Source organism: Sporosarcina sp. P26b, from assembly GCF_002743245.1.
GTDB classification, from domain to species: Bacteria; Bacillota; Bacilli; order Bacillales_A; family Planococcaceae; genus Sporosarcina; species Sporosarcina ureae_C.
In genome coordinates this window covers 100,415-122,596 of the sequence record NZ_PDYW01000006.1, presented here as the reverse complement: position 1 = coordinate 122,596, position 22,182 = coordinate 100,415, and the positions used below count along the sequence as shown (strand labels likewise).

The following is a 22,182-nucleotide window of genomic DNA, read 5'->3' as shown; positions in this document are numbered from 1 at the left end:
AAGAAGGTGTTGTATACATGAAATTCTTTACAAAAATAAGTACTAGTATTCTATTCCTCTCTGTTCTACTAGTCGTTTCACTGAATGCTACTGCTGCATCAGCAAGTCCAATTGACGTAAACGGTGGTGTCATGAACGAATATGAGTATAGCGAAGTGTTTTTCCTGACAGGTGAACCCGTTACATTTACCGGGAAAGCTGTTGTGACGGAAAAAGCGAATAAAAATACACTTACTCGCACGTATCGTTTTACATTGTCTGGTGATAAAGAAAATGCTACGTATCGAGATGCAAAACTTACAAGAAGCGTGAACTATGTAGCCAATGTTAATGAACACGAAGGTAAAGGGCAAACCACTTCACAGTTTGAAGTAAAAGGCTATTCTGAAAAAGTAACTTTTGGCAAAAACACCTATACTCTTGCTGATTATCAATATTCAGAAGGAATGGTTGCTGATAACCTACCCGCTTCCACTTTTTATTCAGGTAATATGGTTGGTCGAAAAATCTATAAATATGTTGACGGTACAACCAAAAATGAAGATATCATTACTGTTCATTTAAATGGTCGTAATATGGGCTATAAGAACTTTTGGGGTGCTACTGAGACACAATTGATGGACTCGGAAATCATCACACCTAATGGTTCTGCTTTTGTTACAAGTAAATCGTCTGACAGCAAATCACGAGTCATGGTATATGAACCGTTCGATCCTTCCATATCGAGCTTCACAGGTGGACACTCCGTCATCAGTTCATCCGATATGGTAAGTGAGTATACGTACAATATTCCATTTGGCATTGGTAAAGGTAAGATGGAATTACAGAAAAAAAACTTGCCATTAGTTGAACGCCTGATTGTACCAAAGTTTCGTGACCTCGATCGACATCAGGCAAAAGATTCGATTGAAAAACTGTATTCACTCGGTATTTTTGATGAGAACTCTCAATTCTTCTCTCCAAACACACCTATGCAGCGCTATCAATACACTACTGGTATTTTAAAAGCAGTCGATCTTCGTGTTTTGGAAGAGCCGAAAAAAAGTAAAGTTCCGCGCGTTCCTATATTTAAAGATCTATCCACAAAAGATCAAGACTATATGTATATCGAAAGTGCAGTGGAGCAAGGAATCATCACTGGCGTTACACCGGATTTATTCCAACCTGACAGTCCTATCACACGTGTACAAGCTATTGCTATTCTCGTCCGTGCTCTAGGGATGGAAGGTCGCGCTCCAAGTCCAGGATTCAAAACACATTACGTCGATGACTATAAGATTTCTGCGTGGGCAAAAGACAGTGTCTATGTAGCAACTGAACTCGGATTGGTAAAAGGTAATGAACAAAACTATTTCAATCCAAAGCAACCTCTAACTAGAGCGCAAGCAGCATTGCTAACATCTCGTTTCCTTGATTTTTTGGAGAATGATTTGAAACAAAATTATCGAGACGATATCTTTTTCAAATAAGAAAGGAGGACCACTCTATTGAAAGCACGCAATCCGTATATATGGGGTCTACTGCTCGTTCTATTTGCCCTTTTACCGCAACAAGCATCTGCAAAGACTTCTTTTACAGATGTAAATGATCGCTACTGGGCTAAAGATGCTATTGAATGGGCATCAGAAATCGGTTTAACATCCGGTTATCCAAATGGGACGTTCAAGCCGGAACAAGCTATTACAGAAGCACAACTCGTAACGATGCTCGTACGCTTTGACCTCAACTCCCCCAATTCGTTCCTTTCAAGAAAAGGTGAACATAAATCAATGGGGAATTATCGTTATTTGGCTAAACACCACTTGCCCTTACGTGGATTAAACAGTGGTACTGCTAGAAACTCCGCTTTACAACGAGCGTATGCGGCGAAGATATTCGCTGCGTATCAAGGTAAAGACTTGTTTGCACAAGAAGCAGTGTATTATCTTTACACACATGATCTAGCCAATGGATTAACAGGTAAGAATGATTACCAAGACTTTGCACCAAAGAGAAATCTAACACGTGCTGAGGCCGTCGATATCATGCACAACATGTTCAAAGATCAAGGGCGGCATATGCAAGGTCTCACATCTAAAGCAAACGGTAAAGACAATGCACAATATACAAAACCTCCAAAGTTCGTGGAGGAAGATGAAATAGAATTCGAGCGTCCTAATCAACCTTCCCTTCCAGGCAATCCTACGGGGAAACCACAAGGAACCGTAACAGTTGATATAGATAAACCAACTTTGACTGCGAATGGCATAGATGAAACGTTCATTACGTTTACATTCCGTGATTGTAACGGCGAACTGATTCCTTATGAACAAGAACTTGAATTCGAAGTAACTTCCAAAGAAGGTGCAAGGATTGAAGTGCATGCACCTATTCAACAGTCAGATAAGCCAATAATTCCGCCAACACCTGACCCTGTGCCTAAACCTGAAATTAAGCCACAGGATCCAGAAGATCCCGACCGTGAATTTGCAGAAGCAGAAACTGTAGTGGCATCGGCTTCTGCTGTAGTAGCTACTGCGAACTCTTGGTATCCACATGCAATTTCAGACGGTCCTGAAGTAACGATAAAAGTAATCGCCCCCCGTACAACTTCTGAAAAAGTGGATACGATTACTGTTACGCCTGTAAGTAAAGTAGGAACTTGCCCACTTTCTACAGCTTCAGCAAACATTACTTATGTACCTAGAGCAGAAATTCAGTTGAAAGTTGAAGAGGGAAAGAGTTTCAATAATGGGATTACCTATATTACTGCCACACTTGCACGACCAGGCGGAGCACGCATTACAGACTTTAATGGTTATCTAAAGTTGGATTCCCTATACAGCTTGCCTTTTGAGAATTCTTTCATAAGGTTCAGTAATGGAGTTGCGAATACATCCTTCATAACACCGACCACTCTAATGCGGAATGAAATTTTTGCGACAGCGATAGCAAATACTTCAGTTACCGATAGTGCGATGCTGTCGATATTAGGAAAGAGCTTTAGTGAACCTGTTTCTTATGCACCTCCGTTAACTACAGATATGACGTGTACGAATGAAAAACCTGAAATCGGTTTTCTAATAGATTCCTCAGGTAGTATGAAACTGAATGATCCTGATCGTTTGCGTGTTTCCAAAACAGAGGAATTCATTACAGCTTTACAAGCAGACATGAATATCGCTACTCACTTCACCACTAGCGGTATGTTTTTAGCCAAAGGTGCACCAAAACCTGTTATTGACTCTTTGGCACCTGGAGTAAAACAAAGTGGCGGTACAAGTATTGCAAATGGTTTAAAAGTCGCTTTCAGTAAATTCACACTGTCCCAGCCAAAAACGCTTATTCTTTTAACTGATGGCAAATCATCTAAAATACCGATATTGAAAGAAGTGGAAAGAGCGAAAGAACTCGGCATCAAAATTTACACAATTGGCCTAGGAAAAAACTTAGACACCGAGCTATTGGAGCAAATAGCTCGTGACACAGGTGGTCAATACTTCTTCATAAAAGATAGTATCGAACTACCTCTTGTCTATCAGTCCATCTTACAAGAAATTAATTGTGGGACACCAATCGAAACATGTTCACTCAGCGCGTCCATTTTCCAATCTCCATCAGTCAAACTGACAGCCAGTGACATCCGTATGTCAACGGAACTATTGACTGCATGCGGCCCAATCAACAAAGTAATCGTTCGATTCTCTTCAAAAGACGGAAACTTAGATTATGAACTTACACATAGAAGACAAGGGATTTATATGCTGAATAAAAAACAGTATGAAATAGAGGACTTCCAATTAAGTTCAGATGCAACGTTTATAGCATATGATAGCTCTGGGAAAGAGATTGGACAGCAGAAAGTACGTATAGAATAATACAAAAATCGATCAAGAGAATCTAACTCTTGATCGATTTTTTTAATGTAAAGCATATTACTATTCTGCACTTCAATACATTCTCGAAGTCTGCTATGTTTTTGAAGAACGCCAAACGGGTATGTAATGTATAGCAACTATAAAGAAGGAGGCTATACAATGGATGAACTAATTAGCAAAACATTTGTTGGTGTATATTATAACGATGCTGACCTTCTAGACAAGATCAAGGAACTTAAAGAAACAGGTTATCTAGATGATAACATTTATGTTATCGCTAAAAATGAAAATGATGTATCCATGCTGCGCAGTAGAACAGGCGCGGATGTGTACTCAGCATACGACACGTGGACTGACCGTTTTATGGACTTCCTAACCGGTGAAAATCATATTAAACAAATGATGTACGGTATAGGTATGGATACGATTCAAGTAGACCGCTACTACGAAGAAGTTCAACATGGCGGCATGATGCTATATGTCGATGAAGGCTGGGCATTCAGCGTATATTCAAAAAATGAGCTTTTTAATACAGACGGAATACCCCCTAGTGCGACTAAGCCTGTTAACAATCATAATAGAACAGCAGATCCATTTATCGAAAACATTAATTCTGAACCTTCTTACGGAGGGTATGAGCCTTTGCAAAATGCCGCTCATCCAGAGGTCCAGTCTGTAAACAATCAAGACCCTATTATTCAGACGAATGATCTTACTTCAGAAGTGGACGATGCAGTACGTGTCGAACAAATTACAGAAAAAGATCCTTCCGAATTTCCTAGAGACTAATTGTATTCAAGACAAGCCTCCTTTAAATATAAGGGGGCTATTTGCTTTGTTACAAATCCTTTACAAAACTTCATTTCTGTAATGCCTTCTTAATATGAACGTAATGTTTCACTCTTCAACTGTCGTGTAAGATATTACTTGCAGCTAGAAAGCGACAAACATTATTCTGGAGGAGAGTCATTCATGAAAAAGCTTTTGTGTTCAATTTTGATGGCGTCAGTCATGATTATGGGGTTTACAGGCGGAACAGCCGATGCCGCTAGTAAAGCAACAGCAAAGAGCGGTACATACATAACGTTACATAATTCAAACGTCCGTGCAGATGCAGGAACAAAACATAGAAGAGTATTCACTTTAAGAAAAGGTACTCGCGTTCAACTAACACATCAAAAATATGTCGGTAAGCAATTATGGTACAAGGTGAAAATTAACGGTAAAAAAGGATATGTGTCTAGTTCACTGTTGAAAAGATCTACAGGAAAAGCAGTAGCAGCAGCTTCCCCTACTAAAGGTGGAGGTTCAGGTGTTGTAAAAACCGCAATGAACTTACGTGGAATTCCATACCGTTTCGGCGGCACTACAACTAGAGGATTCGACTGCAGTGGATTCATTCAGTATTCGTTCAAGAAAAATGGTAAGTCTATTTCTAGAACGACAACTGGGCAATTCAAACAATCTTCAAAAATCAAATCACCAAGACCTGGAGATCTAGTATTCTTCCATAACACATACCGCAAAGGCATTTCGCATGTAGGTATCTATGTTGGTAACAATAAATTTGTTCATGCTGGCGGGAAGAAATCCGAAGTTGTCAACTTGAACAATCCATACTGGAAATCTAAATTCAATAGTTTCAGAAGAATATAATAAGCAAAACGACCCGATGAGAATTCATCAGGTCGTTTTTTTATTCGATAGAGTGGATTTTACCACGCTCATCTTTATAAATCACATGATGACGTTCAAATTTAGTAGGTGAATCTAGACCAGCAGCCGCGGCTACACGGAATAGTCCTTCTCTCATCGTTAAAATGTAGTTCGTCACACGGAACTTCTTCTCTTCGACAACAAGAGCGCGCTGTAAACTTTTGTCTGTCGTCGCGACACCAGCTGGGCATGTATTCGTATGACAGCGTTCCGCCATAATACAACCTACTGAAATCATAAAGCCACGCGCGACTTGTATTAAATCTGCGCCTAAAGCTAATGCGATTGCCGCTTTATCAGGCGTGATAATTTTACCTGAAGCAATAATTTTCACTCGATCACGCACTTCAAACTTACGCAATGCATCATCAAGTAGAATGAGAGACGAACGAAGTGGTAAGCCCACACTGTCTGCTAAATCTTGATAAGTTGCTCCTGATCCACCTTCCGCTCCGTCAAGTGAGATAAAATCAGGACCCATACCGGTTTCAGCCATATATGATGCTAATTCTTCCGCATCCTGCTTACCACCAATGACGACTTTAATACCAACAGGCTTACCACCCGCATGACGAATATCCTCAATGAAAGAAAATAACGTCGGATAGTCGTGAAACTGTTTAAAGCGGTTCGGACTATTAATAGAAGTAAACGGTTTTACACCTCGTATAGCCGCAATCTCTTCCGTCACCTTCTCCCCTTCAACATGTCCTCCACGCATTTTTGCTCCCTGTGCCAACTTGATTTCGAATGCTTTAATTTGTGGTATTCTGGCTTTCTCTTTTACTTTTTCAATATCGAACTGTCCATCTTCCGTCCGGAATCCGAACAAACCTGAACCAATCTGCGCAACGATATCCGCTCCACCAACTAAGTGATGATCAGATACTCCGCCCTCCCCTGTATTCATCCATGCACCTTTTGCCATACCAATCCCTTTAGACAGTGCAGTAATTGCATGATCGCCAAGTGCTCCATAACTCATGGCAGACTGCCCAAGCAAGCTACGCACAACAAATGGATGCTCACAATTCGGTCCTAGTACAATCGCATCTTCTTCAGGTAATAGCCAAGGCAATGTTGTTACTTCTTCGCGATGTTCTTTACGCGAGAATAAATTATCTGTGTCGACTTCATAGCGCATCGTACTCAATAGATTATCATTATCGACACGCATCTCTTCATTTTGTTTCGTAAACATCGCATTGCGAATATAATGACCCGGTTCCTGAAAATCCCGCTTAGAACCGAAACCGATGACACTGTTTAAATATTTTCCAGGCATCACCATATGTAAATACTCTTCACGGCTGAACGGTTTGCCGCTGTTATCGTCGTTAAAGAGATACTGTCTGACTTCTGGCCCCGCCTTCTCAAACATATAGCGTACTCTTCCTAAGATCGGATAGTTACGTAATATCGCATGTTGCTTTTGACTACGATCAAAAAAGTATAGAAATATGCCAATGCTAATTGGAATGGCTAATATGATGAGTACTACTAGCGAAGTTGTAAAATTAATACCTTCTAACCAACTCATGGCCTCACTCCTCCCTAATTATCTGTACTTTACTTGTACCCTTGATAAGTGGCTGACTAAACGTAGAAAAGCCCTAATCCTTGAATAACTCCAAGGATTAGGGCTTGATGTTGCATGATTGCTAGTTTATAGCTATTTAAGTTTGATTATTTAGCGGCTGGAACATTAACTTCGATTTGCTTAGTTGCAATCGCGCTTGATTGTCCATCTTTCTTCACGCTTACTACGATTGTACCTTGTGCACCTGCATTAGCTTTACCGGTAATCTTTCCGCCAACTACTTTTAAGTTCGTGACTTCAGAAAGGTTTCCGGAATAACTTGTTGCAATCGTACCTAATGTTATTGCTTGTCCTTCATTAGACATGTAAATGGAGTTGTCAGGGGCAATAAGTGCTGTTGCCTCGGAAGATGTCAATTTAATTCCATCACCAGTCACTACTGAAATATCAAACTCTCCTGCAGTAATGACAGGTTTAGTTTCTTTAAACTCTACTGAAGAAATTGAAGGCGTTGAGTTCACTACAGTAATTGTAGCAGTCGCTCTTGTAATATCTCCTTGTTTAATCAAGATATTCGTAGTTCCTGCTTCTTTAGCTACAACAGTAAGTACTCCTGTTGCTGCATCTTTTGTAACTGTTGCAGCACTTGGATTAGACGAAGTGACTTCGTATCCAGCACCAATTTTATCGTCGTTCACATAAAATCCTTGGCTATTGTACTGTTTCCAAGCTAATTTTACCGTGCCGTCTTTTGAACCTTTAATTGCATCAATTGTCAAATCGTCTGAAGCAGATACTGTTTCTAGCTTTTTAGTAGCTACTGTTTCATCATCCGATACAGCAACTGCAATATTACCTAGAACTGTATCTCCAGATTTAACTTGAACAGTTGTAGTTCCTGCTTTTATCCCTTTAACATTCACAGTAGCTTTACCATCTGCCACTGTTAAAGTAGCTGCTGGAACAGTAGCAATTTCAGCGTCTTTTGACTCAACTGTTACATCGCCAGCATACAAGTCACCATATTGGTCTTTAACTACTACATTAGTGCCCTGCGTTGCACCCTTGATTAATTTAGACTCAGTTGATGATAATGTAGCACTGCTTGCAACTCGTTTACCAACACCTACTGTAAGTTTTACATTCTTCGTAACATCGCCTACTTTAGCTACAATCGTAACTTCTCCAGTACTGATTGGTGTTACTTTACCATCTGAAGTAACCGTTGCTACGCTTGGATTAGAAGAAGTAAATGTCGCAGTCGGATTTGTAAGTGTCGCTCCGCTTAACGCAATAGCTTCTTCAACTTTCAATGTTGTTACACCATTTTCAAGTGAAATCTTTCCACTCTCTACAGTTACTCCATCTTGCTTAATTGAAATCTTACTAATCTCAGAAGCTGTATTAGCAAAGTCTACTACTTTAACGTCTACTAATTCTGATTCAACAGTTTTTCCATCTTTATCTGTCACGACAACTTTATACGAGAATTTATCGGTAGTAGCCAATTTCTTCAACGTACCAGTTGCCTGCTCAGAGAATACACCAGTATTAGTAGATTGGAACGCAACCTTATAGCCAGCATCCGTCAATTTCTTCATATCAACAGGTTTGCCATCAACGTTGAACGCTAATTTTTGGTCAGCTGTATTAGCATTCACTTGAGTAGTAGTAGCTGTTACTTTCTCTACTTTTAACTCATACGTGAACTTGAATGGAGTGACTACATCGTCTTCTCCTTCAACTTCTGATTTAGTCGTCAAGTTAAGAGTCATTTCTTTACCCGACGTTAGTTCGTTTTTTAATTCAATTGTCGCTTTAGTACCGTCTGCATTCGCTTTGAATGAAGCCAGTTCATTTCCTTCAATCTTTAATTGTTCTGCTTTCAACGTGTGTAAGTTCTTACCTACTAATTCAAGTTCTTTTTCGCCAGTTGCTGTTACAGAAGTGATTTCAGATACTTCTGGTGCTTCTGGTTCTTCAGTTCCAGGTACTTCAACTTGAATAGTTTTATATAGGAATGAAGCGAACTGTCCACGTGTAGTTGTTTCTTTTGGTCTGAAGTTTGGCGCAGCTGGATTTGTGATGTCGAAGAAGTCGAGTACATCAATTGCCGTACGTGCCTCAGCCTTTGCTTTGTTCAAATCCACTACATCTCTATCAAATTCTTGTTCTTGAACATATGTTAGTAGGTTTGTCTTGTTCACTGAATCATACGCACGAACCAATACAACCGCCATGTTTTCACGCGTAATCGATCCTGCCGCTCCTAATGATCCATCTTCATACCCTCTGAATACATCGTTATCTTTAACGATTGCAGCAGATTGCAATAGATCATCATTGGACTTGGAAGTTAAATCCGTGAAACGTGGATTCGTTTTATAGTCTGTTGGAATTGAGTAACCTTTAGATACAAGCCATTTTCCCATTAACTTTACTACGTCAGAACGCGTTAAAGTTTTATTAGGCTTGAATGAACCGTCCGGGTAACCATTGATAACACCTTCTGCTGCTAGTGCATCAATTGCTTCCTTGTGTGAGTTCGTGTCGACTACGTCATTAAAGTCTGCCGCACTGACAACTGGTGCCACCGCTGATGCTACTAGTGCCGCCGATGCTACACCTGTTAGATACTTGCTGTACTTCTTTTTTGATTGTGATTTCATTAAATAATTTCCTCCTCTTAATTTTGTAGAAACGCTAGTGCTGGTTGGTTGCAGAGCAGCAAAATACCACTCTCCTTATCTTATACCCTCTTTATACTAAAGTAATCATTAAGACTACCAGAATAAATATCAGTATCTTGGAAAGTGTGATTACTAGCTACCCGACTTAAATATTAGCATACCTTTCCTGTGTTGGTAATGGGAATTACAGGATGCATCGAACAGATTGTGGAATTACCAACCATAGGAAGTATACAACTTTCATGTTACATGTAGATTACAACTATGTAACCGAGTTTATATAAATTGAAATATAGCTCACATACATCATAAATCACTTTTCGTGATACAATTCCAATATGAAAAAATTACTCGCACTTCTTATATTAATTGGAATACTAATCGGACTGGCGATTTCATCCAGTCAGACATACGAACAACAATCGCTTGTTTCTACATTACAAGAATTGTTACCAAATGAACCTGGTAAACATACTTTATCAACGTTGGAATTCACTTATTGGGATCGAACTATTTCTATTGAAGAACGTGGATATTATCACTTTGTTGAATTTTTAATTAGAAAGTCTTTACATTTCTTCACTTTTGGTTTTTTAGCTCTGGTAATATATTGGGTTTTACCCAATAGAAAAGGCCGCTTAGTACTAGCTGCCTTGTTCACTTTCCTTTTAGCTTGCGCTGACGAACTTCATCAGTACTTTACAGGTGGCCGGACAGCAACGATGCAAGATGTATATTTAGACATGACTGGTGCTATAGTCTTCCTTCTAGTGTTGACTTGTGCTCGTCTGATCAATCACCTACGCAAAAGGTAGTTCTATAGAATCGTTTTGGTTTATTGTATTTCTTATCTTTTTATGAGCATACTAATCTGTGCTATGATATCGCGAAATAGGAGGTTATCTAATGCATAACTCGAGCGATCAGCTAATTCTATCGCTTAGCTATATTTCAGTTCAACGGGTCGTAGATCGCGTTGAACAAACTACACAAAAAACGTATCATTCCATCTGTCTTTTCCAAGATCGTATCACCACTTCTACTAGAACATTTCTTTTGAAGCACGTATTCGACCTATCCTACAGACCATTTTCCGGACATACGGGATTATTTTATCTTCATACGAATGAAGGCGTGTTTACATTTGAGATTGAAGAAGAACCAGAATACTTTATTTCATTATTCAAGCAGATTCAGTCCAACTAAGAAATTATATTGTATAAACCAACGTCCTATTTCATATTTTGAATTAGGACGTTTATACTTTTAAGACGTCGGGTATAAACAACTATCGACTATATATAAAAAAGACGCTATTGATAGAATATTCATCGAATACTTAATATTTCAATACACTTTAAAAGCAATTAGATGATATAATAGTATTAATAATTTATATCACCCATTAAATCCTTTGAACTATAATCGATACTATTACTTCCTATTATGGAGGAGGGCAACTATGAACAGGGAACATGAGATAACTGCCATTTCTACGGGCATTGATCATGCGTTGAACACGGGTAAGTATTATGAAGCAATCGAACTTGCAACTCAGTTATTAAACAAAGCTGAATTACATTCTATAGACGAAGTGATTTTAACCGCACATTACATTTTGGCTTCCACGTATTACTACATTGGAAATTTCGAAAAAGTTCTTTACCACATTGAAAAACATCATGCCTACTGTCTATTGAATGGAAACAAATCAGATTGGATGCGCTCATATTATCTACAATATCTTGTTAGTCAGTTTGCTTCGGATTACGATAGAGGTGAGCGAGTGTTAAAAGATATGCTCTCGAGCGCACTTGATTTAAAAGATCACTCGCACATTAGCATGGCGTATGGAAGATTAAGCCACTTACACAACAACAAAGGTGAATATGAACAAGCGTTAGAATATGCAAGTCTTGGATTACGCTATGCTCAGTCAAGAGAAGTGGAAGGAGAACTATATTTAATCCAAGCACATTTATTTCTAATGGAATCCGCTTTAAATTTACAGGACGCTCACTTAGCCCTAAATAGTATTAACTATGTGAGCGATTTATCCGATCTATCCAACTGTCCTCGCGAGAAAGTGTTTTATAAATTTTTGAAAGCAAGGGTTCATGAATTATTAGACGAGCCCGAAATTGCTTTTCATTATTATACAATCGCAAAAGAAAATGATAGTTTGTTGAATGATTATGCCTCATTAAAAGACATACAGCAAAAGAGAATTGAGTTAGCTGAAAAAATTTGTGACTTTGATGAACTAGCCATCATCCAGAAAGAATATATTGAATTACTACATGAAATGGAACATATAACCTGGGTTAAAGCAGCACTCGAACTACAAATCCGCTTACAAAGTGCTTCATGCAAAACAAAAGAGAATATAGATTACTTAACAGGCCTTTTTAACAGAAGGTATCTGGAAGAAACTACTGATTTGAAGCTGAAAAAGGCATTGAAAACTAGAAGTTCTGTTGTCTGTATAGCTTTCGATATAGACAATCTTAAATCTATTAATGATACGTTTGGCCATCTCATGGGAGACGAAGCGATTAAATTTGTCGCGCATACTTGTTCTAATGAAATAAGAAAAGAGGATTTATTAGGACGGTTTGGCGGAGATGAGTTCGTTTTGGTCATGCAAGATATCTCTTTAGAAGATGCAAAGAGAAAAGCTAATTTACTGGCCGAAAAAGTCATGTCACTATCAGCCAACTCGGATATTTTACCCATTCCCTTAACTATAAGTATTGGTCTAGGTGATAATACGATGCATAATGTACAAAGTTTTAAGGATTTATTCCATTTAGCCGATCTCGCTCTTTATCAAGCGAAGAAGAACGGGAAAAATCAAGTCATGACGTATGTATAACATTAGCAAAGAGCCCTTCAAAAGGGTTGATATTTATTGTTTTAAATAATAGGCGTACTCCTTAATATAATTTTTCAAACAAAAAAGCTCACATTGGCATAACTGCTAATGTGAGCTTTCGATTTATTAGTTCAATACTTTTACTTTTACATTTTTACGTCCCCATTGGTAAGCACGTGATTTATTTGGAATAAATACGTCGATTTTCTTACCTTTGATAGCTCCGCCAGTATCTCCAGCGATTGCATATCCGTAACCTTCAACGTGAACTTTTGTTCCTAATTTAATAACTCGTGGATCTACTGCGATTACTTTTAAATTAGGGTTCTTTCGTAAATTCAATCCTGTACGTGTAATACCTGAACATCCATTACAATGAGCTGTATAAGCAGTTGCGCTTACCATAAGTTCTTTAGATACACTCGCTCCATTTGAACGGGATGGTGTGTTTTGTTTCTTTGGTGTGCTAGCAGCCACTTTAGAAGACTTCACCAAACGTAATTTTTGTTTTGGATAGATAACTGTTGATTTCAAGTTATTCCATTGCTTGATATTAGAGACCGACACTTTATGTTGTTGAGAAATTTTATATAGTGTGTCACCTTTTTTTACTGTATGAACTGATGCCGCAGCAGATGTTTCGTTCATTCCGCTTGTGAATACTGTGATTAACATGGCTACTGTCAATGCAAATAATAACTTCTTCAATATGCCACCCCTAACGATTTGATAGCCTCAGCTTACCAAGTTTATATTACAGTTAGATTACAACACTAAAACAATACAATGACAACGGTAAGTCTAATGTTACAAATAACATGTTTCTCGTATGAATTAAAAGATAATTTAGGTATATACACACATGAACTTTATTACATTTTGACACACAAACTATTCTACATGTTTTATAGGAATCAGAATGGGTAAGTTTATCAATAACGCGGAGATCATATTCTACCTAATCTAAGGAGGAGCTAATGTATGAAGAAACGACACGTAGTTGGAACGTACGATACGGATAGAGAAGCGATTGCAGCTATTGAAAATCTTAAGCATCTTGGATTTACTGCAGATGAAATCTCTATCATTAGTAAAGACCCTGACCAGTCAGAGTATGTAGTTGAACAAACAGAGACTCACGCTACTGAAGGAGCAGCAACCGGTGCCGCTACTGGCGGTTTGATTGGTGGAGTCGGAGGGATTTTGACGGGGATTGGGGCTTTAGCTATTCCAGGCGTTGGTCCAATCATTGCAGCAGGCCCTATCGTGGCAGGTATTACAGGTGCCGCAGCTGGAGCAGGAATAGGGGGACTTGCTGGAGCTTTAATCGGCATGGGAATTCCCGAAGAAGAAGCCCATCGTTACAATGAACATTTTGAACACGGTAAAATATTAGTTCTAATCGATTCAGATCTATATGATCCAGTTACACATACACATTCCACGTATTCAACCGATCCAACAGTTGAACATACGCATACACATGTGAATTCAGAATCTAGTCCATTGATTGATCCGAACCCATTTGCTAAGGACCACAGTTATGATCCATTAACAGATCCAAAACCAGCTAATAAAGATCATTTATAATAAGTTATCTAAAAAAGTCTCTTAGGAGGCTTTTTTTATTGTACATATTGAGTAAAATGGTTTCTACCCTACTATATAAGGGAAAGAATGAAGGACTATAACTATTTACAAATAAGTGAGGTGCGCTAGATGCCAGTGACACGTGATCAAGATGATGTTTCACGAGCGATTATACAACTGATCAAAGATGGCAATGTTGAGTCTTTAAAAAAAGCTATTGACGAACTGAAGCCTGAAGAAGTGGCTGATCAGTATAAACGATTGCCCCGAAAACGACATACTGTGTATTTAGAAGTATTAGATAAAGATAAACTGATTCATATGCTGGCTTTTTTATCGAAAAGTGAACAACTGAGAGTACTTGAATTAGTAGGTCCAATTCGTTCTACAGAACTTTTAGACGAAATGAAAAGTGATGATTTATCCTGTCTATTATCTGATCTTCCAGATAAACAAGTGGAAAAACTGATAGCTAAAATGCGTCAAGAAGAAAAAAAGAATATCCATAAGCGCCGAAAGTACCCAAAAGATTCTGCTGGACGAATTATGATAACACGCTATGTGTGGATTCATCAGTCCTACTCCGTTGGGAAAACGATTGAAAAGCTCAAGCATTATGAAGCGTTTGCTCACTACTTGAACTACGTATATATCATTAATGATGAAAAACAATTAATTGGTGTCCTTTCATATCGTGATTTATTACTCGCGGAGGCGGATGTTTGTGTAACGGAAATTATGGAAACAGGAGTGGCAAAAGTTCAAGATACAACTGATCAAGGTGACGTAGCCAAAATGATCGGACGGTATGACTTCGTATCACTACCTGTTGTGAATGAACAGGACGTTTTAGTTGGAATTATTCGTACGGATGAAGTACTCGATTTAGTTGTTAGAGAAGCAAACAAAGACATAGAAATGTTATTCGCTTCTGGTAAATCCATTGACTTCAACACAAAACCACTTATAGCTGCTTACCGCAGACTCCCCTGGCTCATCCTGTTGCTATTTATCGGATTGGTATCAGGAAGTATCATTTCTAAATTCGAGGATACACTTAACGCAGTTGTAGCTCTCGCGTTCTTTATGCCAATGATTGCAGGTATGACAGGTAATACAGGTACACAGTCACTAGCAGTCGTAGTGCGTGGGCTTGTGTCTGAAGATATGACAATGAAGAGATCACTTCATTTAATATTCCGGGAGCTAATTGTTGGAATCATATTAGGTGTAGTATGTGGTGCCTTAATTTCGGTGATTGCTTATATATGGCAAGGTAGCTTTACACTTGGATTAGTAGTCGGTTCTTCTTTAGTCGTCACACTGATTATCGGAACGATTGCAGGTACTGTGATTCCGTTGATTCTTAACAAATTCAAAGTAGATCCTGCAGTCGCTTCAGGTCCTTTGATTACAACTATTAATGATATATTATCATTGTTGATTTATTTTGGTATTGCGACTATGTTCATTTCAAAATTAATGTAGTTGAATATTCTGATTAGTGTGTATAAAACAAAGTGAAATAGCATACTATAATGTAATGAAAGGTTCGTGTAAGGTATTTGTAATATATCTCAGTTTCATGCCAAAGACTACAGAAAGATGACATTTTTCACAGTTTGATGATTTACGTTTATTACGTTTTTGATAGGTTATACTACTAGTAACAGCAACTGCACAAATGGATTTGGGTTGAAGTTTGGTGCAGCTGGATTTGTGATAGCGAAGAAGTAAAGTCGAATAGTTTGTACCGCTTCGTCGAAGAGCGTGTACATAATCAAAGCTCCGCGGCCATGGGTTGACCGCGGAGCTTTGTTTTTATTTCGCTGTTTATTTTTAATGAGGAAAGGGAATTTGTGAAACAGGAGGTGTTGACAGATGCCATGGAGTAAAAGTAATTATCCTACTTCTCTAAAGAACCTTAATTCTGAAGTACGAGAGAAAGCCATTGAAATTGCTAACGCGTTGTTGGATGAAAACTATTCCGAAGAACGCGCGATTTCCATTGCGACAGCTAAAGCACATGAGTATGTCGAAGGCAAAAGCGAAGGTCGTCCTCACTATGAAGTGAAACCACGAGAGAATGAGTGGATTTTTCGTAAGACTGGAAGTGACCATGTGATGTTCAAAGAAGAAACTAAATCAATATTGCTCGAAAAAGCTAAAAAATATGTCAATGAACACAATGGAGTTTTAAATATCTTCCACGCGGACGGTTCGCATGACAAAACATTATACGAATAACTGTAAAAACTAAGTGCCCTTCTATTTAGGGGCACTTCGTTCATGTTTCTTCACTAGGTTCTGGAGGATACGTCACTTCCCCATCATCTAACACAATCGGTTCAGCCCCCCACTTCCCTACTTCATGATCTTCAATTAACGTCTTTTCCTTAGGTCCATCAATAATATGTTTTACATTCCAACCATGTGTGGCGAGCCAATTACTAATTAATAAGCGATGGCATCTTGCCGGATGACGCTCTGAACAACATATTGCGATGTGTTTTTCTGAAGCTTCTTTCATCAATTCGTCGATTCCCTCTTGGAATTCAGAAGTCAATGTGTAATCCGCGTAATTGTGAAAGGATTGATTATTCCATCCTTCATTGACTTCATTATCAACGGTTTTGGATTTCCTTCTACGTCCTCCCAATTTTCCGCAATGTCGATAAGCAATGCCATGCGCAGGTAACCATTCGTTCATTCGATCCTCATGGAAATGTGGGAATTTGCGACTGCCGGGAAATGCACGAACGTCCACTAGTTTCTGAATACCGGCATCATCCAATAACTTTAAAAACTCTTCTTCCGTATGTGTGGAATGCCCAACTGTATAAATTTCCATAGATACTCACTCCTTATATTTCTACTATTCCCTTGGATTCAACTATAATAACCTGCTTTCCTTTTTTGTTACCTACTACTATTCAAGCAGGAAACTTTGACGCACAATGAAAAACACGGGTTCATCGTCTCCTAGTTTCTACATCTGAAATTCGGGAATGATAAAGTAAAAAGGAAGTGAAGACTATGCTTCATTTCAAACGAGCATTGTTTATATATAACTGTACCGCCGGAGAAGATAACATGGCACAGAAACTTTCTGAAACGCTTCACATATTTGCGCAAGCAGTCGACGAACTCATTGTACTGAACTCAGCTTCTGAAGCAGAACTCCAACTAGCCTGCGTGATCAAGTCGACTTGTTCATTATACTCGGTGGTGATGGCACTGTTCATACATGCATTAACAGCATTGCGCCACTTTCTGTCCGACCGATCATAGCCATATTGCCTGGTGGCACGTCAAATGATTTTAGTCGATCTTTAGGTATCCCCAGTCACTGAATGAAGCAGCAACAGAATTGCTTAACGGATCAGTCATCGAAACAGACGTCGGCAAAGTTGGTGAGAGCTATTTCATGAACTTTTGGGGCATCGGCTTAGTAACAAAGACGTCAGAAAACATTAAGTCCGAAGAAAAGAAACGTTTTGGATCGATTAGTTATGTGCTCAGTACATTGCGCACTCTCAAACAAACAGAACCTTTTCACTATAAAATTCGATCTACTGACACGGAATTAGAAGGTGAAGCTATTTTATTGTTTGTGCTTAATGGACGCTTTATTGGTACAACTGAGCTACCTATCGCGCCATTGTCCCCATTCGACGGCAAATTAGATCTACTGATTGTAAAAGACACGAACTTCGCTGCCTTTAAAGAACTATTTGCATTACAAGATCCTCTCACAGAAAATGAGCAACTGGCTGAACTTGAATATATACAAGTGGAATCCTTAGAAATAGTAGATCCTATTGGGAGTAAGGTAGATATGGATGGAGAAATTTATGAAGAAACTACACAGATAATCACTGTATTACCTGGCCATTTACAAATGATACAAGTTAATAGTTAGTAAAAAGGTAGCCGGAGATTAGTTCTCCAGCTACCTTTTTAGCGTTCTATTTCCAATATCGGTTCATTCGAATTCTCTATACCCGCCAATTCATCACGCAGTAAATACGCACCGAGCATGCTATACACCGTTCCGTTACCGCCAAGTCCAATTAAATAATAGATATGTGGTTCAAATGGATGGCGGCCGATTACTGGCAATTCATCTGTCGATTCACCAAACAGCGCAGTCCATTCGTATTCAAAATCCAGTTTCTGATTCGGGAACAAGTCTTGTAATTCCTGTTTTAATTGTGAAAACTTCTTATCTATCGCTTCTTGTGAGTCAGGTAGTGTGTCCATATTCTGATCCAAACCACCCGCCACAATTCGATTTTCATCTGTTAATCGCATATACAAATAAGGTCGCTTCGTTTCCCAAATCATCATACGGTCATGCCAGAATGACAAATCATCGATCGGCTGAGTAGCAATTGCATACGTCACTTTTAAGTCTTTCTGAGGGATCGACATATCGGGAGTCGGTGCATAACCCGTCGTGACAACAACGGACTTTGCCTGAAATTCTCCATCTGTCGTTTTTATTAATACGCGTTCTTCGGTATCCTGAATTCCCAGCACTTCAGTATGTTCAAATATATCCATACCCTTTTCATACGCATAGTGGATTGCACCCATGCATAAACGTAGAGGGTTTACTTCCGCATCCCCTTCTGTCACAATAGCGGCTGGTTGGGAGAATGGGAAGTGTGCTTCAATATCTTCTGGCTCCCAATACTCGACAGGAAAATCATATTTCTGTAGCGCTTCGAACTCCTTACGCAATCTTGCTACGTCTTCTTCCGTACTCGCATAATATAAGCTTTCACGCGTATGGAAATTCACATCAAACGGTGCATGTTCCGCCACGTCTTTCAAATTCTTCATCGCTTCTTTGCACCCTTTATAAAACTCGACTGCTTTTTCTTCACCTATTTGCTCCATCAGTTCGTGTAACATAATATCATTGGAGAATTGCAATAACCCGGTGTTGGCAGACGTACTTCCTCCACCCACGTCTTCTTGTTCAATCAACACAATGGAGTAGCCTTCATTCGACAAAACATACGAAGTGAGTGCACCTGACATCCCACCACCTACTATTGCCACGTCATATAACTCTTTACGCTCCGTTTTCGGAAAACCTTCTTTTTCAAATGTTGATTCCCAATATAATGATCCTGTATGTAACTTCATCATGAACTATCCCCTGTCTAATCGTTTTCACTCTATTTACCCACTTAGATAGGTCATATAAACATAGACAAAAAAGACACTCAGCCATTATAGCCGAGCGTCTTTACTTCATCCTCTAAACGGCCACCAGACACCTCGTCCGAATGAAACCGTAATTGCTGGAATGAGCAATGGCAAAATAATTAAACCATATAGCAATAATCCCGAAATAACGATAGTTGCAATTTGTACGAGACTCAAAACACCTGAAGGCATCATGGCACCGAATGTTCCTGCCAAGATTACGGCTGCTGTAATAATAACCGTACCCATTTTTGCCATTGAATACATCAATGCTTCCTTGATCTTCATACCTCCAATACTCTCTTCGCGGAAACGATCGAGTAAGAAGATCGAGTAGTCTACACCCAGCGCAATGAGCATGATGAATCCGAAGAATGGAACAGCCCAACTAATTCCATCATAACCTAGTCCGTTGACAAAAATCAGTTCTGTAATCGAAATCGCCGTATAGTATGTCAGCAATAACGAACCGATCATATAAAGCGGCATGATTGCCGAACGGAATAAAACGAATAACACAACGAACAATCCAATTAACATGATCGCTACGGTACGCGTAAAGTCAGCTGACGAAATATCATTTAAATCCGAGTTAATACTTGAAATACCGCTGAACGCTAAATCCGCATCTTCAAATGGTGTGCCGATAACGGAACGCTTCACAGAATCTTTAATATCATGAACCGTAGAAATCGCTTCACGTGAATAAGGATTTTCCTCTAGTATGACTTCCATTAAGATTCCTTTTTTATCGTCGAATGTGTAACGATCGATCACTGGAGTGAACTCTTCATTATCAAGCGTTCCTTTAGGAATGAATAACCCCGTATCGCGCACACTTTTCGTATCCGCCATATCAGCGAGCATATCGGCAATCTCCTGAAGGCCTGTTGTCACTTCAGCCAACCCGTCCTTCGAAGCTTTCACGCCACTACCTAGCTGTTTCAAACCACCTTTTAATTGGCCGATTTGTGAACCGCTTTGGTTAATTTGTGATCCAGCTCCTGCGATACCGCTACTGATCTTATCCAGTTCATTTCCTAATGCATCCAATCCACCAGCTGCTTGTGCTGCTGGTAAACCTTGTTGTAAGCCACCCGAAATCTGAGCGAGCTGACCGTTGATTTGCTCGATACCATTTGCCGCTTGGATTAATCCACTACCGCCACCCGATCCACCGGAAGGTAGTTGGTTAGCTGCATCTCGCAAATTATATTGTACAGTTGCCAATCCTAGACGAATTTCCTGTATTCCATCATTCGCCTCTTGCATGCCGTCCGCCATCAAGCCGATTTGGTGATCTACATATAAGTCTTCTAACAGTTCACCAGTCGGACGTGTAACAGTACGGACACTTTTCACGCCATCTACTTTCTCTAAATCACGAGAAATGGCTTCTAAATACGTAATATCTCCTTCTTTAACGATTGGAGAATCTTTCTTAAGTAATACTTGTACAGGCAATGAATCCCCTTCACCGAATGCATCAGAAATGAGGTTCAACCCAATGACAGATTCTTTGCTACCATCAATTTCATCTACTGTATTGAATGAGAGATCATTGTCATACGTCAACAGTAACGGAACCGTGATGATAGCTACAATCAACATGGAAAGTAGTGGACGCATGACGGATACTTTACTGAATGCAATCCATAATTTACTGTCTTTATGAGAAGCGGCCCCTTTAGCTGGCCAGAATAGCTTGTCTTTCAATATAGACATCAATAATGGGACAACAGTGAATAGAACGAGCATTAATACGGCAATCCCGACAGCTACCGCAACTGCTGACTTAAATATCGGGAAATCAGCAAAACCGATTGCTGCGAAACCGATAAACACTGCAAGTCCACTGATAAATAATGTACGACCTGCTGTTTTATAGGTGTTAATAATCGCTTCTTCCACTTCATGGCCTGCAAGTAATTCTTCTTTATAACGGCTTAGCAACAGAATACAATAATCTGTTCCAAGACCGAATAAAATTGCCACTAAGAATATTTGTGTATAATTCGAGACTGGGAATCCAAACCAGTCGATGAAAAACGCCACGAATGACTGACTTAATAAATAGGCAATTCCCACCGCCACTAACGGTACGAATGGAGTGATAATCGAGCGGAATACAATGAGCAAGAGAGCAAATATCAATACAACGGTAATCACTTCCGTCTTTTTCAATCCTTCTTGCGCGCTCTCATTCACATCATTATTAATGATGGCTTCGCCTGTCATATAGACTTTGTCATCTTTTGACACGATATCTTTCTCGATTTTCTCTGCTAACTGAATAATTTCTTCTTGCGTACCGTCTACAGTAATCGGAAGCAAGACGGTTTTCTTATCCTTTGAAACGAGTTGCCCTTCCATTTCTTCACTTTCAAATGGATCTAAGACATCTGTTACAATTTTACTCACTTTCTTAATTTCTTTAGCTGCAGCTGAAATTTCTTTTTTCTTTGTTTGATCTGCTGCTTTTTCTAAATCATATACTAACGAAATCGTTTCATCTGCTTGCCCTGCATCTTCTAGCATTTGCGCGGCCTTTTGCGAGTCTGCCGAATCGAGCAATTGGAATGATCCTGCCTTCTCTGCTTGCTTCGCTAAATCAGGTGCAAGTATAAACAAGACGGCAGTCAGCACAATTAATCCTATCGCTATAGGCCATTTGAATTTCAACACAGTTTTCAC

20 protein-coding genes are annotated in these 22,182 nt (G+C 39.2%); 13 read left to right on the top strand and 7 right to left on the bottom strand.

What is annotated here, in order from left to right; genetic code table 11:
* The first annotated feature begins 17 nt into the window (after window positions 1-17).
* The 4 genes from CSV69_RS08325 (at window position 18) to CSV69_RS08310 (ending at window position 5,513) form a co-directional block, all read left to right on the top strand.
* Window positions 18-1,469, top strand: coding sequence for an S-layer homology domain-containing protein (locus tag CSV69_RS08325; RefSeq protein WP_099693167.1), 1,452 nt, complete (start codon window positions 18-20; stop codon window positions 1,467-1,469).
* Window positions 1,470-1,487: 18 nt separating this feature from the next.
* The gene (locus tag CSV69_RS08320; protein ID WP_099693166.1) at window positions 1,488-3,857 is read left to right on the top strand and encodes an S-layer homology domain-containing protein; all 2,370 of its coding nucleotides are present in this window, start codon (window positions 1,488-1,490) and stop codon (window positions 3,855-3,857) included.
* A gap of 159 nt (window positions 3,858-4,016) precedes the next feature.
* Entirely contained in the window at window positions 4,017-4,646 is a 630-nt protein-coding gene (locus tag CSV69_RS08315; protein ID WP_158232638.1) for a YflT domain-containing protein, read from the top strand.
* A 183-nt stretch (window positions 4,647-4,829) separates the two neighbouring features.
* On the top strand, window positions 4,830-5,513 hold the full coding sequence (locus CSV69_RS08310; RefSeq protein WP_099693165.1) for a C40 family peptidase: 684 nt from the start codon (window positions 4,830-4,832) through the stop codon (window positions 5,511-5,513).
* A gap of 40 nt (window positions 5,514-5,553) precedes the next feature.
* Here the strand turns inward: CSV69_RS08310 and CSV69_RS08305 are convergent, their stop codons facing one another.
* Window positions 5,554-7,113 carry an FMN-binding glutamate synthase family protein gene (locus tag CSV69_RS08305; RefSeq protein WP_099693164.1) on the bottom strand — a complete coding sequence of 520 codons (1,560 nt, stop codon included), beginning with the start codon at window positions 7,111-7,113 and terminating at the stop codon, window positions 5,554-5,556.
* Window positions 7,114-7,259: 146 nt separating this feature from the next.
* Window positions 7,260-9,782: an S-layer homology domain-containing protein gene (locus tag CSV69_RS08300; protein WP_099693163.1), complete on the bottom strand. Its 2,523-nt coding sequence runs from the start codon at window positions 9,780-9,782 to the stop codon at window positions 7,260-7,262.
* Window positions 9,783-10,141: 359 nt separating this feature from the next.
* Between CSV69_RS08300 and CSV69_RS08295 the strand changes: the two genes are divergently transcribed.
* The 3 genes from CSV69_RS08295 to CSV69_RS08285 all read left to right on the top strand — a co-directional run bounded on the left by CSV69_RS08295 (window position 10,142) and on the right by CSV69_RS08285 (window position 12,678).
* Window positions 10,142-10,618 (top strand): VanZ family protein, encoded by a 477-nt coding sequence (locus CSV69_RS08295; RefSeq protein ID WP_099693162.1) that lies wholly within the window; start codon window positions 10,142-10,144, stop codon window positions 10,616-10,618.
* A 91-nt stretch (window positions 10,619-10,709) separates the two neighbouring features.
* The gene (locus tag CSV69_RS08290; protein ID WP_099625939.1) at window positions 10,710-11,009 is read left to right on the top strand and encodes a hypothetical protein; all 300 of its coding nucleotides are present in this window, start codon (window positions 10,710-10,712) and stop codon (window positions 11,007-11,009) included.
* 256 nt (window positions 11,010-11,265) lie between these two features.
* Complete coding sequence (locus CSV69_RS08285; RefSeq protein ID WP_099693161.1) at window positions 11,266-12,678, top strand: GGDEF domain-containing protein; 1,413 nt, start codon at window positions 11,266-11,268, stop codon at window positions 12,676-12,678.
* Window positions 12,679-12,804: 126 nt separating this feature from the next.
* Here CSV69_RS08285 and CSV69_RS08280 read toward each other — a convergent pair whose 3' ends face one another.
* Window positions 12,805-13,386 carry a 3D domain-containing protein gene (locus CSV69_RS08280; RefSeq protein ID WP_085428311.1) on the bottom strand — a complete coding sequence of 194 codons (582 nt, stop codon included), beginning with the start codon at window positions 13,384-13,386 and terminating at the stop codon, window positions 12,805-12,807.
* A 273-nt stretch (window positions 13,387-13,659) separates the two neighbouring features.
* Between CSV69_RS08280 and CSV69_RS08275 the strand changes: the two genes are divergently transcribed.
* Entirely contained in the window at window positions 13,660-14,268 is a 609-nt protein-coding gene (locus CSV69_RS08275) for a general stress protein (protein ID WP_085428310.1), read from the top strand.
* Between the two features lie 129 nt (window positions 14,269-14,397).
* On the top strand, window positions 14,398-15,756 hold the full coding sequence (gene mgtE, locus CSV69_RS08270; RefSeq protein ID WP_099693160.1) for a magnesium transporter: 1,359 nt from the start codon (window positions 14,398-14,400) through the stop codon (window positions 15,754-15,756).
* Between the two features lie 167 nt (window positions 15,757-15,923).
* Here the strand turns inward: mgtE and CSV69_RS17280 are convergent, their stop codons facing one another.
* The gene (locus CSV69_RS17280; RefSeq protein WP_255396870.1) at window positions 15,924-16,046 is read right to left on the bottom strand and encodes a hypothetical protein; all 123 of its coding nucleotides are present in this window, start codon (window positions 16,044-16,046) and stop codon (window positions 15,924-15,926) included.
* A gap of 103 nt (window positions 16,047-16,149) precedes the next feature.
* Here CSV69_RS17280 and CSV69_RS08265 point away from each other — a divergent pair, with 103 nt between their 5' ends.
* Window positions 16,150-16,515, top strand: coding sequence for a DUF2188 domain-containing protein (locus CSV69_RS08265; protein WP_085428308.1), 366 nt, complete (start codon window positions 16,150-16,152; stop codon window positions 16,513-16,515).
* 40 nt (window positions 16,516-16,555) lie between these two features.
* Here CSV69_RS08265 and CSV69_RS08260 read toward each other — a convergent pair whose 3' ends face one another.
* Complete coding sequence (locus CSV69_RS08260) at window positions 16,556-17,119, bottom strand: DUF488 domain-containing protein (protein ID WP_099693159.1); 564 nt, start codon at window positions 17,117-17,119, stop codon at window positions 16,556-16,558.
* A 242-nt stretch (window positions 17,120-17,361) separates the two neighbouring features.
* Here CSV69_RS08260 and CSV69_RS17140 point away from each other — a divergent pair, with 242 nt between their 5' ends.
* The 3 genes from CSV69_RS17140 to CSV69_RS08250 are packed head-to-tail and all read left to right on the top strand — an operon-like array spanning window position 17,362 to window position 18,190.
* A complete protein-coding gene (locus CSV69_RS17140; RefSeq protein WP_233192352.1) occupies window positions 17,362-17,559 on the top strand; it encodes a hypothetical protein in 198 nt (65 codons plus the stop codon).
* Complete coding sequence (locus CSV69_RS17400) at window positions 17,520-17,621, top strand: diacylglycerol kinase family protein (RefSeq protein ID WP_369823944.1); 102 nt, start codon at window positions 17,520-17,522, stop codon at window positions 17,619-17,621. Before CSV69_RS17140 ends, CSV69_RS17400 begins: the two co-directional genes overlap by 40 nt.
* Before the next feature lie 17 nt (window positions 17,622-17,638).
* A complete protein-coding gene (locus CSV69_RS08250; protein ID WP_158232636.1) occupies window positions 17,639-18,190 on the top strand; it encodes a diacylglycerol/lipid kinase family protein in 552 nt (183 codons plus the stop codon).
* A 38-nt stretch (window positions 18,191-18,228) separates the two neighbouring features.
* Here CSV69_RS08250 and CSV69_RS08245 read toward each other — a convergent pair whose 3' ends face one another.
* Window positions 18,229-19,428: an NAD(P)/FAD-dependent oxidoreductase gene (locus CSV69_RS08245; RefSeq protein WP_233192351.1), complete on the bottom strand. Its 1,200-nt coding sequence runs from the start codon at window positions 19,426-19,428 to the stop codon at window positions 18,229-18,231.
* 105 nt (window positions 19,429-19,533) lie between these two features.
* Entirely contained in the window at window positions 19,534-22,182 is a 2,649-nt protein-coding gene (locus CSV69_RS08240) for an MMPL family transporter (protein WP_099693156.1), read from the bottom strand.

Coding starts and splice junctions, on each gene's coding strand:
- CSV69_RS08310 (WP_099693165.1), top strand. CDS start 4,830: ATGAAAAAGCTTTTGTGTTCAATTTTGATGGCGTCAGTCATGATTATG.
- mgtE (WP_099693160.1), top strand. CDS start 14,398: ATGCCAGTGACACGTGATCAAGATGATGTTTCACGAGCGATTATACAA.
- CSV69_RS08265 (WP_085428308.1), top strand. CDS start 16,150: ATGCCATGGAGTAAAAGTAATTATCCTACTTCTCTAAAGAACCTTAAT.
- CSV69_RS08260 (WP_099693159.1), bottom strand. CDS start 17,119: ATGGAAATTTATACAGTTGGGCATTCCACACATACGGAAGAAGAGTTT.
- CSV69_RS17280 (WP_255396870.1), bottom strand. CDS start 16,046: ATGTACACGCTCTTCGACGAAGCGGTACAAACTATTCGACTTTACTTC.
- CSV69_RS08305 (WP_099693164.1), bottom strand. CDS start 7,113: ATGAGTTGGTTAGAAGGTATTAATTTTACAACTTCGCTAGTAGTACTC.
- CSV69_RS08245 (WP_233192351.1), bottom strand. CDS start 19,428: ATGATGAAGTTACATACAGGATCATTATATTGGGAATCAACATTTGAA.
- CSV69_RS08285 (WP_099693161.1), top strand. CDS start 11,266: ATGAACAGGGAACATGAGATAACTGCCATTTCTACGGGCATTGATCAT.
- CSV69_RS08300 (WP_099693163.1), bottom strand. CDS start 9,782: ATGAAATCACAATCAAAAAAGAAGTACAGCAAGTATCTAACAGGTGTA.
- CSV69_RS08290 (WP_099625939.1), top strand. CDS start 10,710: ATGCATAACTCGAGCGATCAGCTAATTCTATCGCTTAGCTATATTTCA.
- CSV69_RS17140 (WP_233192352.1), top strand. CDS start 17,362: ATGGCACAGAAACTTTCTGAAACGCTTCACATATTTGCGCAAGCAGTC.
- CSV69_RS08275 (WP_085428310.1), top strand. CDS start 13,660: ATGAAGAAACGACACGTAGTTGGAACGTACGATACGGATAGAGAAGCG.
- CSV69_RS08295 (WP_099693162.1), top strand. CDS start 10,142: ATGAAAAAATTACTCGCACTTCTTATATTAATTGGAATACTAATCGGA.
- CSV69_RS08315 (WP_158232638.1), top strand. CDS start 4,017: ATGGATGAACTAATTAGCAAAACATTTGTTGGTGTATATTATAACGAT.
- CSV69_RS08325 (WP_099693167.1), top strand. CDS start 18: ATGAAATTCTTTACAAAAATAAGTACTAGTATTCTATTCCTCTCTGTT.